Source organism: Pseudomonas sp. HMSC067G02 (assembly GCF_001813485.1).
GTDB classification, from domain to species: Bacteria; Pseudomonadota; Gammaproteobacteria; order Pseudomonadales; family Pseudomonadaceae; genus Pseudomonas; species Pseudomonas aeruginosa.
Map to the genome: position 1 here is coordinate 46,939 of NZ_KV812622.1, position 14,266 is coordinate 61,204.

Genomic DNA, 14,266 nt, shown 5'->3' on the forward strand with positions numbered 1-14,266 from the left:
GGAAGGCGATGCCCGTTTGACAAGCGTCACAGCGCGGCGTGGCTACGCCACCAGCGCTGCTGCGCCAGCGGCTGCATGGCGACCTGATCATGCCAACAGGCGTGCCAGGCTGCGGCGTCCTCTGCCAGGCGCGGCCAGTCGGGCTGTTCGAGGTCGGCGAAGAGTTCCCGTTCCAGCCAATCGCGGCCGCTGCGCAGGAGCCGGCGGAAGGCGCGGTCGGTGAGCGCGCGGCGGTGCACCCCCTCGAAGCGCCACCAGGGAGACTCCTGTACCGCCTCGCGCGGCTGGCTGAGCACGGCGGCGCCGGAGGCCGGATCGAAGGACAGCGGCTGGAACAATCCCAGGCACGGCGCCGAAGTACCGGTAGCGGCCAGCAGCGGGCCGTCGTCGCGCAAGCGGGCGACCAGACTGGCGGTGGTCTGCGAAGGCCGCCAGAAGCTGCCGGCGTGCATGCATACCTGGCGGTTGTTGTGGCGGCGGAAGTGGTCCCCGCGCGGGCCATGGTGGCGCAGCGCGGCGAACAGCGCGTGCCAGTCCGGCTCGCCAGGCAGGCTGTCGAGGAAGCGCTGGTTGATCCGACAGCGCCGGTGCGCACCGCCGACCCAGGGTAGCAGGCGGGTGTCGAAGACCCGCGCGAAGTGGAAGTCGCCGCGACCATCCCAGCAGCCCTGGCGGCGAGCCTGGTCCTCGAGGTCGCGGCTGCACAGGTCGAATTCGTGGCCAAGGGTCAGGGCGTTGGAGATGGCCCAGCGCTCGACCTTCTTCGCCACCCACAGGTTGCCGGCGGTTTCCAGCACCCAGGCTTCGCCGGGGTCGGCGATGAGAAAGCTGTTGTCGTAGCGGATGCGCTTGTCGCGGTAGCCGGCCGGGCCGCCCTGGCCGTAACGCTGCAACAACCCGGTGATCACCTCTAGCGCCTCACGGGCGCTGGCGCCGCGCTCCAGTCCCAGGCGCAGCAGGTCCATGCCGAGCAGCGCGGTGCCGCGCTGACGGGTCAGCTTGGTGAACACCGCTTCGTTGCCGATGGCCACGCCGTGCTCATTGACGCCCATTTCCGCGCCCCAGATCCAGCTCGGCTGGCTGATCACCAGCGCATGCCGCTGGGCGGCCTGGGGAATGTCGAGGTAGGTGGTGCGCAAGCGCGCTTCCGGATCGTTGCGCACCGCCGGCAGGCGCAGCAGACGCTGCGGTTCGGCGGGCTCGCGGTCGCTGTTCTTGGCGAACCAGGTCTGGCCCTGGTGGCGAAGGATCAGGGTGTCGCACATGGGGGGCTCCAGTCTGCGCATCCTGCCACCGGCCGCTGTCGACCTGACTTCGCACTCCCGCGAAGGGTTACCGCATGAAGGGACCTGCCTGCGGTATGCAGGCGAGAATCGGAATGCTGGTAAGGGTACGGCGGTGCCAGAAGGCCAGCCAGCTACTCCAAGTGATAGCTAGTTGCCGGCAGGGAAGCGGAGCAAGCCTCAGTCGAACAGGGTACAGGCCATGACCAGGGCGTCTTCGCGCCCACCGACGGCGGGGTAGTAGTCGCGACGGCGGCCGATCTCGTTGAAACCGTAGCGTTCGTAGAGGCGGTAGGCGGCCTGGTTGGAAGCGCGCACTTCGAGGAAGCATTCGCGAGCCTGGTGGCCGGCCGCCTCGCGCATCAGGTGTTCGAGCAGGCGCAGACCGAGGCCACGTCCCTGGCTTTCGGGCTTCACCGTGATATTCAGCAGGTGCGCCTCGTCGAGGATGATCTGGATGACACCATGGCCGACCTGCTGGCTACCCTCGAACATCAGCCAGCAATGGTAGTTCTTCAGGCCTTCGCTGAAGATGCCACGGGTCCAGGGGTGACTGAAGGCGGCATATTCGATTTTCAGCACGGCATCGAGGTCCGCCTCGGTCATCGGGCGGAAGGAAATCGCATCGCTCATTGAATCTCGCTCGACCAGCGCTGACGGACACGGCGCATAGCGCGCCACAGCTCGCCCTTGAGGGCGGGTTCTTCCATGAGGGCTTCCAGGCCCGGCACGGCCCAGGTTGCGCCCAGACCGTCCACCTGCAGTTCGCGGAACAGGCTGCCCTCGTCGCCCTCGCCGGCGAAGCGGATCGCCGGCAGGCCGACCAGCCACAGGCAGCGGCTACGCTCGCTCTCCTCCATGCGCGCGGCGACGAAGCTCTGGACGAACTCCAGGGCCGCCTGCGGCCCCTGGTCGAGGTTGCCGCGCGCCAGCAGCGGCCAGCGTACCGGTTCGCCGATCAACCGCGGGCTGTCCGGCAGGCCGGCGGCGCGCAGCAGGTCGCGCAGCAGCAGGTAACCCGGATCACGGCTGGCGAAGGGTTCGCCGGTGGGCAGTTCGACCAGCAGGGTGCAGGAGCCCGCCTGCAGCAGTTGCAAGGCGAAGCGCGGCGGCGGGGCCTGGACCGCCGGCGGCTCGGCCGGGGCCTCTTCGACCGGCGCGACCAGCTCGGCTTTCTTCGCCGCCGGGGCTCCCGGCTTCGGCAGGCTGATCGGGATCCCCCGGCCTTCCGCGGGCGCGGCGGGAGCCACGCTCGGCGCGCTGGCCGGCGCCTCGGCTTGCGGGACGCGGGCCTGCGGCGCATCGATCGCGGCGCGCGCACGCACAGGCACCGCCGGCTCTTCCCGGGGCGGGGTCTCCAGCAACTCCGGCCGCGAAGGTGCGGCGAACGGCAACGGCTGGCGGGGCAGCCAACTGGTTATCTGCATCGCGCCCAGGAAGGCGCGGCGACGCTGTTCTTCGATCAAATCTCGGGCACCGGCAATTAGGCGATGCGCGGGGACGGTTTCGCCCCCGGCGTTCAGGCAGGCAATGATAGCGGTTCTTCGACCTCGGCGGAGCGGCTTTGTCCCGCCATGCGACGGTTCGCCCTCAACGCGGGGCGACGGTGAAGATGTTGACGTTGCCCTGCAGCTTGAGGGTGCCGTCGATGCGTGCGCTGACCAGGTTGGTCTGCACCAGCCCGGGATCGGTACCGCGCGCCTTGTTGGCGCCAGCGATGGTGAAGCGCAGGTCCTGGAAGCTGGTGTCCTTCAGGCCGACGCGCAGCACCGGGCGGTTGAAGGCGGCGCCGTCGCCGCCGAAGCCGTCCTTGATGGTCACCACGTCCAGGGTGACTTCGTCGAAGCTGAACTTGCCGCTGATATCGTCGATCACCAGGTAGTTGTTGCCGCTGCCGGCCGGCTGGATCGCCAGGCGCGCGCCGCAACCGCCGGCGCAGCGCGTCTGCGAAGGATTTTCCTGGAGATTGAGCGAGGCGCTGATGCTGATCCCGGCCTGGCCGACCACGTCGTCCAGATCGCCATCGCCCAGCGAGCGCAACTCGGCCCCGGCCGAAGCGCTGAACAGCAGCGCCAGCGCCGCGAGGATGCCGATGCCGCCTGCCAGTGGATGAGTCTGCTTGGCCATGTGCTGCGTACCTCGTTTCGCGCCGCCACCTCAGAGGTTGTGCGACGTCACCTTCAGGTAGTTGAAGCTGAGCCCGGATATCTCGTTGCGGCCCATGTTGTAGCCGCCGGTCGGTACCTGCCCGTAGCCTGGCCGGGTACCGCCGATGTTGAGGTTCTCGATCACCAGGCTGGTGCGCGGCGCATTGGCGTAGAAGTCGGCGGCGTTGGCCAGGGTCAGCTTGGGCAGTTCGAAAGTGAAGTTGCCGTCGGCGGTGACCGAGAACAGCAACGGCTGCGACTTCCCGTAGCCAAGCGCGACGCTGGCATAGGCGTTGGTCAGGTAGACGGTGCGCGCGGCCTGCTCGGCGGCGCTGACGCAACTGGGCGAGCCAGCACCGCAGGACATGATCTCGAAAGTCTTGGCGTAGAGGTTCAGGCGCATCTCGCCAACCAGTTGGCTGCGCGCGTTGGCGCCCCAGAAGCGCAGGTAGGACCCGTCCATCGCCAGTTCGGAGAAGTCCAGGTTGAGCACATCGGTGCGCGTGGAAGTGACGCCGAAGTCGAAGCGGATGCCGGCGTCGACCTTTTCGCTGGCCCGACTCGAGCAGTTGCTGCCGGCACCGGCGTAACCAGCGATGCACGGCTGTCCACCGGCGCCGCTCACCAGGCTGGGGAAAGCCAGCTCGATCACGTCCGCGGTGTCCGGCAAAGTGCTGACCACCCGCCCGTCGTCGAGCTGGGTGGTCAGCACCGAACCCTTGGCCAGATTCAGCTTGAACGGGAAATTGAGACGGCCGAGAGTCACCGGCGCCAGGGTGCTGCCCTTGTTGCTGCCAGTGGCGGCGACGTACAGCTCCTTTACCGTGATCGGCACGTTCTGCCCGGTGGCGGTGTTGGTCACGCCATTGATCGCGATGGTGGCCTTGTTGCCGTCGACCATGGCGCTGTCGAGGACGAAGCCGATGCCGGCACCCTGCACGTCCGACAGTTGCTCGTCGTCGAGCGCTGTCATCTCGGCATGGGCGAAGGGGGCGGTCAGCAGTGCCGCGAGCAGGCAGGCGCGACTCATCTCAGCAGCCCTTGTTCAGGCCGCCCAGGCAGGTGTCCTGCCGTGGAATGCCATTGAAGGCCTGACCGAAGTCGACCTTGATCGGCGCCGTTCCATCGGCGTTGCGCGACATGTTGAGGAACGCACCGGCCAGCGCGGCGACCAGCTTGGAGGGATCCTGCTGGTCGCGCCACTGGACGTTCTGGCTCTGCATCGAGATGAAGAAGCCTTTCGACGAGTCGATGAAGTTCTGCGCGTTGTTCGGATCCACGGTGCCGATCGGGAACGACTGGTACTGGGCCAGGTTGAAGCAGGTCTGGGCGCCCATCAGCTTGCAGTCGTTGGAGGTCAGGAAGGGCAGCAGGACGTTCACCAGGCTGCCGATGATGGTGCTGTCGTGCATGTCCAGGGCCGTGCCGTTCTTCAGGCCGATCATGGCAGCGCGGATCGGGTCGGGGTTGCCGGAGCTGTTCACCAGCTCTGCCTGGGCGGTGTACTGAGAGCTGCCGGTGAGAGTGATGGCGGTCTTCGCCGCCAGGCAGTCGAGGGCCAGCAGGCCGCAGGAAATGCTGCCTCCCAGTTGGCTGCCGGTGCCGTACAGGTCCACCGGCACGTTGCCGGTGAGGGTCTTGATATCGCCCGAGAGGTAGCCCTTGGCTTCGCCGAAACCGATACGGATGCCGACCATCTTGCTGCCGTCGTAGGCGAACTCGATGTAGGGATTGCTGATGAGGAACGGGTTGATCGCGCCGGTGGCGTCGTTGACCGTGCCCAGGGCGAAGTTGTCGATGGCGATGTCGGCACTGCCGGCAAGCTCGCCGCTGCGGTTGTACTGGCCCAACTGCAGCTTCTTCATGTTCAGTTGGGTCTCGATGTCGGCGCCGAAGTTGATGCGGGTGAAGTTCAGTCCGTTGGCGGCGTCGGTGGTGAGGTTGATGAAGGCCTGGCCGACCACGTCGGAAAGCTGGTCGTCGTCCAGCGACTCCATCCTCGCCTGGGCGGTGGCAGCCAGCAGACCGGCGCCGCAGAACAGCGCGCAACGCAGCAGGAAGGGCAGACGACGGGACATGGGCTCACCTCTTGTTCTTCTCGTGGCCGACGGCAGAGACACTGCGACCTGTAGTCACTATAGAAAGCCCCGGGCGAATCGGGGCCGACCCATAGTCGAGAAAAACCGCCGAACGACGCGGTCGCCGCGCTCGCTGCAGCGGATGAGCGGTCGCTCGGCCAGGATGGATGTTACCCATCGTCACACGGGGGTAACGTCAGCCCTTCACTGCTGGCGGAACAGACCGATCAGATGGTCGGCGATGGCACCCTTGATGGCGTTGAGGCTGAGCAGGGAGTGTGCGCTGAGGCGGGCGGGGTTGATCCGGTGCAGGTGCAGCGAGGGCATGCGCGCTTCGTACTCGCGCAGGTCGCCCTTGACCAGGATCGGCAGGAACACGTCGTCGTGAGCCTGGTAACGCTGGATCAGCAGTTTCAACCCTTCCTGGAACGGCAATTCCTTCGACGCCACCAGGCGGTGCTCGCCGGGAATCTTCAGGTAGAGCCCGCGATAGCCCATGGTCTCGCCCGGCAGGATATGGATCCCGGTGGGCTCCACCGCGGCCAGCGGGATATCGTGGAAGGTGTCGTGCCAGGCCTGCTCGCTGGGCAGGATGGTGATGCCGCCATGGTCGCTCTCGGGAATCACGAAACTGTAGTTGCTGTAGAGCTTCTCGACATAGGCCGAGTAGATGCACAGGCGGTTCTCGAAACGTTTGAGGAAGGCGATCGCCTCGCTGCGGTTGGTGATGGCATCCAGGTCCCAGGCAAGGTCACCCTGGTTCTGCAGTTCGGCCCAGCGGGCCTCGGCGTAGGCGGCGTCGTTCAAGAGTCGGCATTCATTTGGAATAGACAGGCCAGGGGTCTTCAGCAGAAAGCGTGCCAGCCCCTGGAAGCCCCATTCCCCGGACCAGGCGGGGCAGGAAAGTCCTTACGCAGTCATAAACTGCCGCTTTTCGACACCTCAGTGATAGCCAGATGCCATCCACCGATACCGGGCCCGTACCTGCGCCGCAGACGTGTCGACGGCCTGCATCGCACTCATCGGCGGCGTCTGCGTCGCCCGTGCCTTTGCAGTACAATCGGCGCTTTTTCCACGGATCGGCCCTCCCGATGATCGACCCCCGACGCGTACTGCGTGCGCTTGCCGAACACTGGGCCCTGCTCGAGCCTCTCTGCGAGCGCTTCGATGCCGGCACCCTGAGCCTGGCGGAACTGCGCAGCCAGTTGAACACCCAGTTACCGGAAAGCAACCCGGCGGAAATCACCGCCCTGCTCGACCAGTGGATCCGCCTGGATATCCTGGTCCCGGTGGCCAAGAGCCCCAACCGTTTCGAGCTGAACGCGCAGATCCACGACTTCCTCGCCTACCTGCGCCACGAGCATCGCCTTGGTCTGTGCCTGGAGATCGAGGCCTACCTGCGCCATCTGGAGCGCCTCGCCGGGTACATCCAGGACGCCTTCGAGACCCGCGACAGCCAGGACCTGGCGCGCCAGCTGCGACTGCTCGACATGCGCGTGCGCGATGTACTGAAGAAGCTCGGCAATGACGAGCAGGCACTGATCGGCGTGGCCGAGCGGGCCAAGACCAGCGACCGGCAGATTCCCCTGGCGCAGCGCTACGCGGAGGTCCTGGCGACCTGGGACGAGTACGTCGAGCCGATGATCCAGCTGGTCAGCGCCGACGGCGCCTTCGAGCAGGGCGTGCGGCGGGTCGAACAGGTCCTGCTGCGCCTGCTAGGCGAACAGCAGCGCCTCGGCCACCTGGTCGACGACGACCTGGTGCTGCGCACCCACGCGCGCATCCTCGAGATGCAGACCAACGCCCAGCTGACCCTGCGCCGCGCCCGCGAATTATTGCTGCCGCTGCGCGAGGAAGCGCGCCGGCACAACGCGGTGACCCGTGGCGCCGCCCTGGCGCTGGCGGCGATCCGGCGCAAGGGCCTGGATGCCGTGCCGCAGGCGGCGATGCCGCTGTTCACCCGGCCGCAGAGCACCTTCCTCGGCACCGCCTCGCAGGTCGAGAGCTACGTCTTCGCCCTCGCCCGCTTCGAGCCGAAGCCGGCGCAGTTCCCCAAGTCCAGCGGCACGCGCAAGAGCAACGGGCCGGCGCGACCACCACGGACCGCGCGGGAAATGATCGAGCGCTGCCAGGCGGCGCTGCCGCTGCCGGACCTCATGCAATGGCTGCTGGCCCAGGAACCGGACGGCGCCACCGACGAGTTGCTCTACTGGTTCTCCCGGCTGTCGCGCGACGCGCGCTTCCAGCGCGAACGCCTGCAACGCCGCGAGTACGAAACCACCGAACATTGCGTCAGCCTCTGCTCCTTCGCCCTGAACCCCGCCGCCAAGGACAAGGGCCAGGCCAGGGACGCAGACACCCTTTCCGCGAGCGAAACCCATGCATCTTGATCTCTCCGAACTGACCCAGCTCGCGCCGATCTTCCGCGAGCTGTTCAAGGGCTACCACATCAGCCACCGCGACCCCGAGCTGTACACCCAGCTGTCCTCGCACCAGGACCAGTACCGCGGCCTGTTTCGCGCCATGGGCTTCGAGCTGGTCTGCGACACCCGCGGCTTCTACTACTTCGTCCCGGAGCAGGTCGGCGCCCAGGTGAACAAGACCGCCCAACGCCTGGCGCTGTTCACCTTCATCCTCGTCGAACACCTCGCCGACCAGGGCCGCGACCCGCTGTCCGTGCTGGACGGCGGCAGCATCGGCCGCGAAGAGCTGCCGCCGCTGCTGGAGAAATACCGCGACCTGTTCCTCCAGGCCGAGGTGCAGACCCAGGAAGAACTGGAAGAGAAGGTCATGCGCCGCCTGACCCAGCTCGGCTTCGCCTCCGAGGACAGCGGCGTGTACCGCTTCATGCCGCCGATGCACCGTTTCCTCGACGTCTGCCTGTCGGTGCAGCAGGACCGCAACCTGTCCGCCAGCCTGCACGCCGACCTGCCGTTGCAGACGCCGGTGCTGGTCGATGACGGCGAGATCGAACCGCTGATGGCCAGCGACGAAGAATTGTCCGAAGAGAGCGAGGAAGACGCCCTCGCCCGCGCCATCGCCGAAGAACACGCGCAACAGGAGGCTGACGCATGAGCCAGACCCGCTACGGCATCCGCCGCTTCGCCCTGCTCAATACCGCCGGCTACAGCCTGGGTATCTTCCCGCTGGAAAACCCGCTGTCGATCTACGGCGCCAACAACCTGGGCAAGAGCGCCTCGATCAACGCCCTGCAGTTCCCGATCCTTGCCCGCCTGTCGGACATGAGCTTCGGCAAGTACAGCATGGAGCAGTCGCGGCGCTTCTACTTCGCCTCGGACACCAGCTACATTCTCCTCGAACTGATGCTGCCCCACGGTCCGCACGTGATCGGCGTGGCCGGGCGCGGCCCGGGCGGCGGCTTCGGCCACCAGTTCTTCGCCTACGCCGGCGAGCTGAGCCTGGACCACTACCAGAAGAACGGTACCTGCCTGCGCCAGCGCGAGCTGTTCGCCAACCTCGAGCGCGAAGGCATCAAGGCCTACGAGGTGAAGCCGGAAGAGCTGCGCCGCCTGCTGGTCGGCGGGCACACGTCGATCCCGCTCGACCTGACCATGATCCCGCTGCGCTCCACCAGCGAGCAGAGCCTGAAGACCTTCCGCTCGCTGTTCATCAACCTGCTGCACATGCGCGAGATCACCGCGGCCAAGCTCAAGCAGCTGTTCCTCGACGCCTTCGAGCACAGCCTGCGCTCGGGTAACGTCGACTACATCGCCGCGTGCGAGGAGGCGTTCCGCGACGTGCGGCGGATGGAGCAGGACTACCAGGCGCTGGTCGCCGCCGGCCCGCTGGTGGAAGCCCTGGCCAACGGCGTGACCCAGCGCGACGTACTGCGCGGCAAGATGCACCGCCTTTCGCCGCTGCTCGACAGCCTGCTCGGCACCTGGCACGACTACGCCGGGGCGCGCCGCGAGGAACTGCTGATCCAGCACGATCAATACCGCGCCGAGCAGGACGGCCTGCAGAACGAACAGCGCGGCGGCACCCAGGAGCTGATGCGTCTGGAGCGCGAGATCGCCGGCATCCAGCGCTGGCTCGGCGAGCTGTCGGTGCTCAAGACCCGCTTCGCCCTGGTCGACGACGCCAAGGTCCTCGAACAGCAGTTGCTCGCCGCCAAGGATGCCCACGACGAACTGGCCGGCGCCCTGGCCCATTCGCGGCAGTTCTCCAGCGAAGACCTGGAAGAGCGCCTGCGCGACCTGGAAAAACGCCTGAAGAACGTCCGCCAGCAGCTCGAACACGCCGACAACAACAGCTACGCACGCCTGCGCGAGGAGTTCAGCCAGCAGGACGTGGAACGCCTGATGCGTCTGTTCAACGGCGCGCTGTTCAGCCTGCCGCTCGGCGAGAACGGGGTGAACCTGGATGACGGCGACGTCTGGGTGAAGAGCGTCGAAGCCATCCTCGACCACTTCAAGGGCGAGCATTTCGAAGCCCCTGGCCTGAGCATCGACCTGTCGCACATCGAACCGCCGGCGTTGCAGGCCCTGGCCGACCGCGCCGCCCTGCGCGACCAGAAGGAGCGCCTGGAGAAGGAGCTGAAGCAGCTCAAGACCCAGCAGAGCGTCGCCGCCGACCGCGCCGCGAGCAAGGCCCAGGCGGAGAAGCTGTACCAGGACGTGCTGGATGCGCAGAAGGCCCTGGAAGACTTCCGCCGCACCCAGACGCTGACCGCCGAGGAGCCCGAGAAGCTCGCCGAACTGGCCCAGCTGGAGGCGTCCCAGGACGAACTCAAGCGCTCCAGCGACGCCTTCGCCGAGCGCGTCCAGCAGCTCTCCGCGCGCCTGCAACTGGTGGCCCGGCAACTGGGCGACCTGGAGGCCAAGGAGCGCACCCTGGAAGATGCCCTGCGCCGCCGCCAGCTACTGCCGGCCGACCTGCCCTTCGGCACGCCGTTCATGGAGCCGGTGGACGACTCGCTGGACAACCTGCTGCCGCTGCTCAACGACTACCAGGACACCTGGCAGGCGCTGCAGCGCATCGACGGGCAGATCGAGGCGCTGTACGCCCAGGTGCGCCTGAAGGGCGTCGCCAAGTTCGATAGCGAAGACGACACCGAGCGCCGCCTGAAGCTGTTGATCAACGCCTACGCGCATCGCCAGGACGAGGCCCTGACGCTGGCCAAGGCGCGCCGCGCGGCGGTCACCGACATCGCCCGGACCCTGCGCAACATCCGCAGCGACTACGACAACCTGGAACACCAGTTGGCCCTGTTCAACCGCGAGATCAACAAGCGCCAGGTGTCCAACCTGCAGAGCTTCCGCATCGTCCTCGCGCCGAACAAGGATGCGCTCAAGCACATCGACCAGATCATCCACAGCGCCGGCCAGTACGAGGAAGGCGAGAACCTCTCGGTGTTCGACCTGACCCAGAGCGCCGAGCAGGACGCGAAGAACGAGGAGGCCAAGGAATACCTGGCCCGCCTGGTCGCCGCCAACCACAACCAGTTGGGCCTGAAGGACCTGTTCGAACTGGCCTTCGAGATCACCAAGGTCAACGGCCAGCCGATCATGCACACCGACATCGACGGCGCCGCCTCCAACGGCACCACCATGACCATCAAGGCGCTGACCAACATGTACCTGTTGCTGCACCTGATGGACCGCGAGCAGGCCGGGCGCGTGCGCCTGCCCTACTACCTGGACGAGGCGGCGGACATCGACGAGCGCAACCAGGCCGCGCTGCTGGAGACCAGCCTGCAACTGGGCTTCGTGCCGATCCTGGCGAGCGTGAAGCCGCAGGTTTCCGCACACGTGGCGATCGACCTGGAAGGCGGTAGCGGCCCGAACGGCATCTATATCGACGAAGCCGACTGGAAATACATCCGTCGCCGGGATGCCGCCGCCAGCGGCGAAACCCGCGCAGCCAGCGAGCCGGAGGAAGCCGGCGAACCGGCGTGAAGCGTCTGCCACGGCCCTGCCTGACAGGGCCGTGGACTTTTCCGATAGGCCCGAAGCTCCCGCGAAGATATAATTGGTTACATTCGCATTTGTAACCCACGGGGAGAATCCATGCCTGTTCGACTTCTCAACCGTTTCCGCCACGCCGCCCTGGCGTGCCTGCTCGGTTCGCTTTCCCTCAATGCGGCGGCCGATCCCGTCACCCTTACCCTCTACAATGGCCAGCACGCCGCCACCGGTATCGCCATCGCCAAGGCCTTCCAGGACAAGACCGGCATCCAGGTGAAGATCCGCAAGGGCGGCGATGGCCAGCTCGCCAGCCAGATCACCGAGGAAGGCGCGCGCTCGCCGGCCGACGTGCTCTACACCGAGGAATCGCCACCGTTGATCCGCCTGGCCAGCGCCGGCCTGCTGGCCAAGCTGGAGCCAGAGACCCTGGCCCTGGTCGAGCCGGAGCACGCCGGCGGCAACGGCGACTGGATCGGCATCACCGCCCGCACCCGGGTACTGGCCTACAACCCGAAGAAGATCGACGAGAAGGATCTGCCGAAGAGCCTGATGGATCTTTCCGATCCGTCCTGGTCCGGCCGTTTCGGCTTCGTGCCCACCAGTGGCGCCTTCCTCGAACAGGTCGCCGCAGTGATCAAGCTCAAGGGCCAGGAGGAAGCCGAGGATTGGCTGACCGGCCTGAAGGCCTTCGGCTCGATCTACACCAACAACGTCACCGCCATGAAAGCCGTGGAGAACGGCGAGGTCGACATGGCGCTGATCAACAACTACTACTGGTACACCCTGAAGAAGGAAAAGGGCGAGTTGAACTCGCGCCTGCACTACTTCGGCAACCAGGACCCGGGCGCGCTGGTCACCGTCTCCGGCGCCGCAGTGCTCAAGTCCAGCAAGCACCCCAGGGAAGCCCAGCAGTTCGTCGCCTTCATGCTCAGCGAGGAAGGCCAGAAGGCGATCCTCAGCCAGTCCGCCGAGTACCCGATGCGCAAGGGGATGCAGGCCGATCCGGCGCTGAAGCCGTTCGCCGAACTGGACCCACCGAAACTGACCCCGGCCGACCTGGGTGAGGCCAGCGAGGCCCTCAGCCTCGAACGCGACGTTGGCCTGAATTGATCGGCGCCGCCTCCACGCCCGTGCGCCTGCGCACGGGCTCGCGCCGGCGAACGCCATTCTGGCTGTTCCTGCCGGTCCTGCTCCTCGCCCTGCTGGCCAGCCTGCCGCTGCTCTACGTCGCGGCCAAGGCCTGGGACGCCGGCTGGCACAGCGCCTGGCAACTGCTCTGGCGCCCCTACGTATTCCGCTTGCTGGGCAACACCCTGTGGCTGATGTTCGGCGTGACCCTGCTCAGCGCCCTGCTCGGCCTGGCCCTGGCCTGGTGCGTCGAGCGCAGCGACCTGCCGGCACGGCGCTTCTGGAACGTGGTGCTGTGCCTGCCGTTCGCCATCCCCGCCTTCGTCAGCAGTTTCACCTGGGTTTCGCTGAGCCCGATGTACGAAGGCCTCGGCGGCGCCATCCTGGTCATGACCATGTCCAAGTATCCGCTGGTCTACCTGCCGGTAGCGGCGACCCTGCGCGGCATCGATCCTTCCCTGGAGGAGTCGGCGCGGATGCTCGGTCTGTCGCGGCGCCAGGTGTTCCTGCGGGTCACCCTGCCGCTGCTGCGCCCGACCCTGGCCGCCACCGGGCTACTGGTGGCGCTGCACATGCTGGTGGAGTTCGGCGCGCTGTCGATCCTGCGCTACCAGACCTTCACCACAGCCATCTACCAGGAGTTCGAACTGGAGTTCAGCAACGCCACCGCGGCGATGCTCTCCTCGGTACTCCTGGCACTGTGCTTCCTGCTGCTCTGGCTGGAGTTGCGCATGCGCGGCCGCGGCCGCCTGGTACGCACCGGCCAGGGCAGCGCGCGGCGGGCCGAACGAGTCCGCCTGGGGTTCGGCAAGTGGCCGCTCCAGGCGCTGCTGGCGACGCTGGTGCTGGTCGGTACCGGTATCCCCCTGGTGATGCTCGGTTATTGGCTGTACGAAGGCTCCTCGGCCAGCTTCCCGCTGATGGAAATCGCCTCGACCCTGCTTTCCTCCCTGTCGCTGGCCTTCGGCGGGGCCCTGCTCAGTTGCCTGCTGGCGCTGCCCGTAAGCATCCTGGTGGTGCGCTACCCCGGCGCCCTGGCGCGCTGGACCCAGCGCCTGCCGTACCTGCTGCAAGCGTTGCCGGGACTGGTGATCGCCCTCTCGCTGGTGTACTTCTCGCTGCACTACCTGCCAGCCACCTACCAGACCACCGGCTTGCTGCTGGTCGCCTATGCCCTGCTGTTCATGCCGCTGACCCAGGCACCGATCCGCGTGGCCCTGGAAAAGGCCTCGCCGCAGTTGGAGGAAGCCGCCCGCACTCTCGGCCAGACGCCCTTGATGGCCTTCCTGCGGATCACCCTGCCGATCATCTCGCCGGCCATCGGCGCCGGCTTCGTGCTGGTGTTCCTCGACACCATGAAGGAACTGACCGCCACCCTGGTGCTAGGTCCCACCGGGCTGTCGACCCTGGCCACCTCGGTCTGGGTGCACACCGCCAACCTGGAGTACGCTGCCGCCGCACCCTACGCCGCGCTGCTGATCCTGATCTCCGGCTTGCCGGTGTACCTGCTGACCACCCGGGCGCATCTCAGCACTCACTGACACCCACTCCCCAGCATGCATGCATGAACGAAAACGCCGCTTACCCAGGTAAGCGGCGTTTCTTTTTGCCGATCCGACAATCAGCGGCGGGCGGTTTCCTTCAGAGGAATCTTCGGCGCCCACTCCAACCATTCGTCATTGGCCGAATCGAACAGGGCGAAG

General features: G+C 66.7%; 13 protein-coding genes. 5 read left to right on the forward strand and 8 right to left on the reverse strand.

The genetic code is table 11. The annotated features are described in order from the left end of the window. Positions 1-26: 26 nt before the first annotated feature. From HMPREF2914_RS01710 to HMPREF2914_RS01740, 7 genes are all read right to left on the reverse strand, one after another. Entirely contained in the window at positions 27-1,265 is a 1,239-nt protein-coding gene (locus tag HMPREF2914_RS01710; protein ID WP_023092962.1) for a C69 family dipeptidase, read from the reverse strand. A gap of 198 nt (positions 1,266-1,463) precedes the next feature. Continuing rightward, positions 1,464-1,916: a ribosomal protein S18-alanine N-acetyltransferase gene (rimI, locus tag HMPREF2914_RS01715; RefSeq protein ID WP_003095025.1), complete on the reverse strand. Its 453-nt coding sequence runs from the start codon at positions 1,914-1,916 to the stop codon at positions 1,464-1,466. Then, positions 1,913-2,614, reverse strand: a complete 702-nt coding sequence (locus HMPREF2914_RS01720) for a protein TonB (RefSeq protein ID WP_073654283.1) — start codon at positions 2,612-2,614, stop codon at positions 1,913-1,915. Before HMPREF2914_RS01720 ends, rimI begins: the two co-directional genes overlap by 4 nt. A 259-nt stretch (positions 2,615-2,873) precedes the next feature. Next, a complete protein-coding gene (locus HMPREF2914_RS01725) occupies positions 2,874-3,410 on the reverse strand; it encodes a DUF6160 family protein (protein ID WP_023092964.1) in 537 nt (178 codons plus the stop codon). A gap of 30 nt (positions 3,411-3,440) precedes the next feature. After that, a complete protein-coding gene (locus HMPREF2914_RS01730) occupies positions 3,441-4,460 on the reverse strand; it encodes a hypothetical protein (RefSeq protein WP_023092965.1) in 1,020 nt (339 codons plus the stop codon). 1 nt (position 4,461) lies between these two features. Further along, a complete protein-coding gene (locus HMPREF2914_RS01735) occupies positions 4,462-5,508 on the reverse strand; it encodes a DUF6160 family protein (RefSeq protein ID WP_003095033.1) in 1,047 nt (348 codons plus the stop codon). Positions 5,509-5,712: 204 nt separating this feature from the next. Continuing rightward, complete coding sequence (locus tag HMPREF2914_RS01740; RefSeq protein ID WP_003095035.1) at positions 5,713-6,315, reverse strand: hypothetical protein; 603 nt, start codon at positions 6,313-6,315, stop codon at positions 5,713-5,715. Positions 6,316-6,599: 284 nt separating this feature from the next. On the opposite strand from HMPREF2914_RS01740, the gene mksB reads away from it, so the two are divergent. From mksB to HMPREF2914_RS01765, 5 genes are all read left to right on the forward strand, one after another. Next, on the forward strand, positions 6,600-7,898 hold the full coding sequence (gene mksB / locus HMPREF2914_RS01745) for an Mks condensin complex protein MksB (RefSeq protein ID WP_003095037.1): 1,299 nt from the start codon (positions 6,600-6,602) through the stop codon (positions 7,896-7,898). After that, positions 7,888-8,583: an Mks condensin complex protein MksE gene (gene mksE, locus HMPREF2914_RS01750; RefSeq protein WP_003095041.1), complete on the forward strand. Its 696-nt coding sequence runs from the start codon at positions 7,888-7,890 to the stop codon at positions 8,581-8,583. The genes mksB and mksE overlap by 11 nt, the downstream gene beginning before the upstream one ends. After that, a complete protein-coding gene (gene mksF / locus HMPREF2914_RS01755) occupies positions 8,580-11,426 on the forward strand; it encodes an Mks condensin complex protein MksF (protein ID WP_003141640.1) in 2,847 nt (948 codons plus the stop codon). Before mksE ends, mksF begins: the two co-directional genes overlap by 4 nt. A 111-nt stretch (positions 11,427-11,537) precedes the next feature. Continuing rightward, positions 11,538-12,545 carry an iron ABC transporter substrate-binding protein gene (locus tag HMPREF2914_RS01760; RefSeq protein WP_003095046.1) on the forward strand — a complete coding sequence of 336 codons (1,008 nt, stop codon included), beginning with the start codon at positions 11,538-11,540 and terminating at the stop codon, positions 12,543-12,545. A 20-nt stretch (positions 12,546-12,565) separates the two neighbouring features. Further along, positions 12,566-14,104: an ABC transporter permease gene (locus HMPREF2914_RS01765; protein ID WP_003121056.1), complete on the forward strand. Its 1,539-nt coding sequence runs from the start codon at positions 12,566-12,568 to the stop codon at positions 14,102-14,104. Between the two features lie 80 nt (positions 14,105-14,184). On the opposite strand, the gene HMPREF2914_RS33105 is transcribed toward HMPREF2914_RS01765, so the two are convergent. Next, the coding region (locus HMPREF2914_RS33105) for a hypothetical protein (protein ID WP_371262981.1) at positions 14,185-14,266 on the reverse strand (82 nt) is incomplete at its 5' end.

What these genes read in the sequence shown, in the direction of transcription:
- mksE (WP_003095041.1), top strand. Translation starts at nt 7,888, where the DNA reads ATGCATCTTGATCTCTCCGAACTGACCCAGCTCGCGCCGATCTTCCGC.
- mksB (WP_003095037.1), top strand. Translation starts at nt 6,600, where the DNA reads ATGATCGACCCCCGACGCGTACTGCGTGCGCTTGCCGAACACTGGGCC.
- HMPREF2914_RS01730 (WP_023092965.1), bottom strand. Translation starts at nt 4,460, where the DNA reads ATGAGTCGCGCCTGCCTGCTCGCGGCACTGCTGACCGCCCCCTTCGCC.
- HMPREF2914_RS01725 (WP_023092964.1), bottom strand. Translation starts at nt 3,410, where the DNA reads ATGGCCAAGCAGACTCATCCACTGGCAGGCGGCATCGGCATCCTCGCG.
- HMPREF2914_RS01735 (WP_003095033.1), bottom strand. Translation starts at nt 5,508, where the DNA reads ATGTCCCGTCGTCTGCCCTTCCTGCTGCGTTGCGCGCTGTTCTGCGGC.
- HMPREF2914_RS01710 (WP_023092962.1), bottom strand. Translation starts at nt 1,265, where the DNA reads ATGTGCGACACCCTGATCCTTCGCCACCAGGGCCAGACCTGGTTCGCC.
- mksF (WP_003141640.1), top strand. Translation starts at nt 8,580, where the DNA reads ATGAGCCAGACCCGCTACGGCATCCGCCGCTTCGCCCTGCTCAATACC.
- HMPREF2914_RS01760 (WP_003095046.1), top strand. Translation starts at nt 11,538, where the DNA reads ATGCCTGTTCGACTTCTCAACCGTTTCCGCCACGCCGCCCTGGCGTGC.
- rimI (WP_003095025.1), bottom strand. Translation starts at nt 1,916, where the DNA reads ATGAGCGATGCGATTTCCTTCCGCCCGATGACCGAGGCGGACCTCGAT.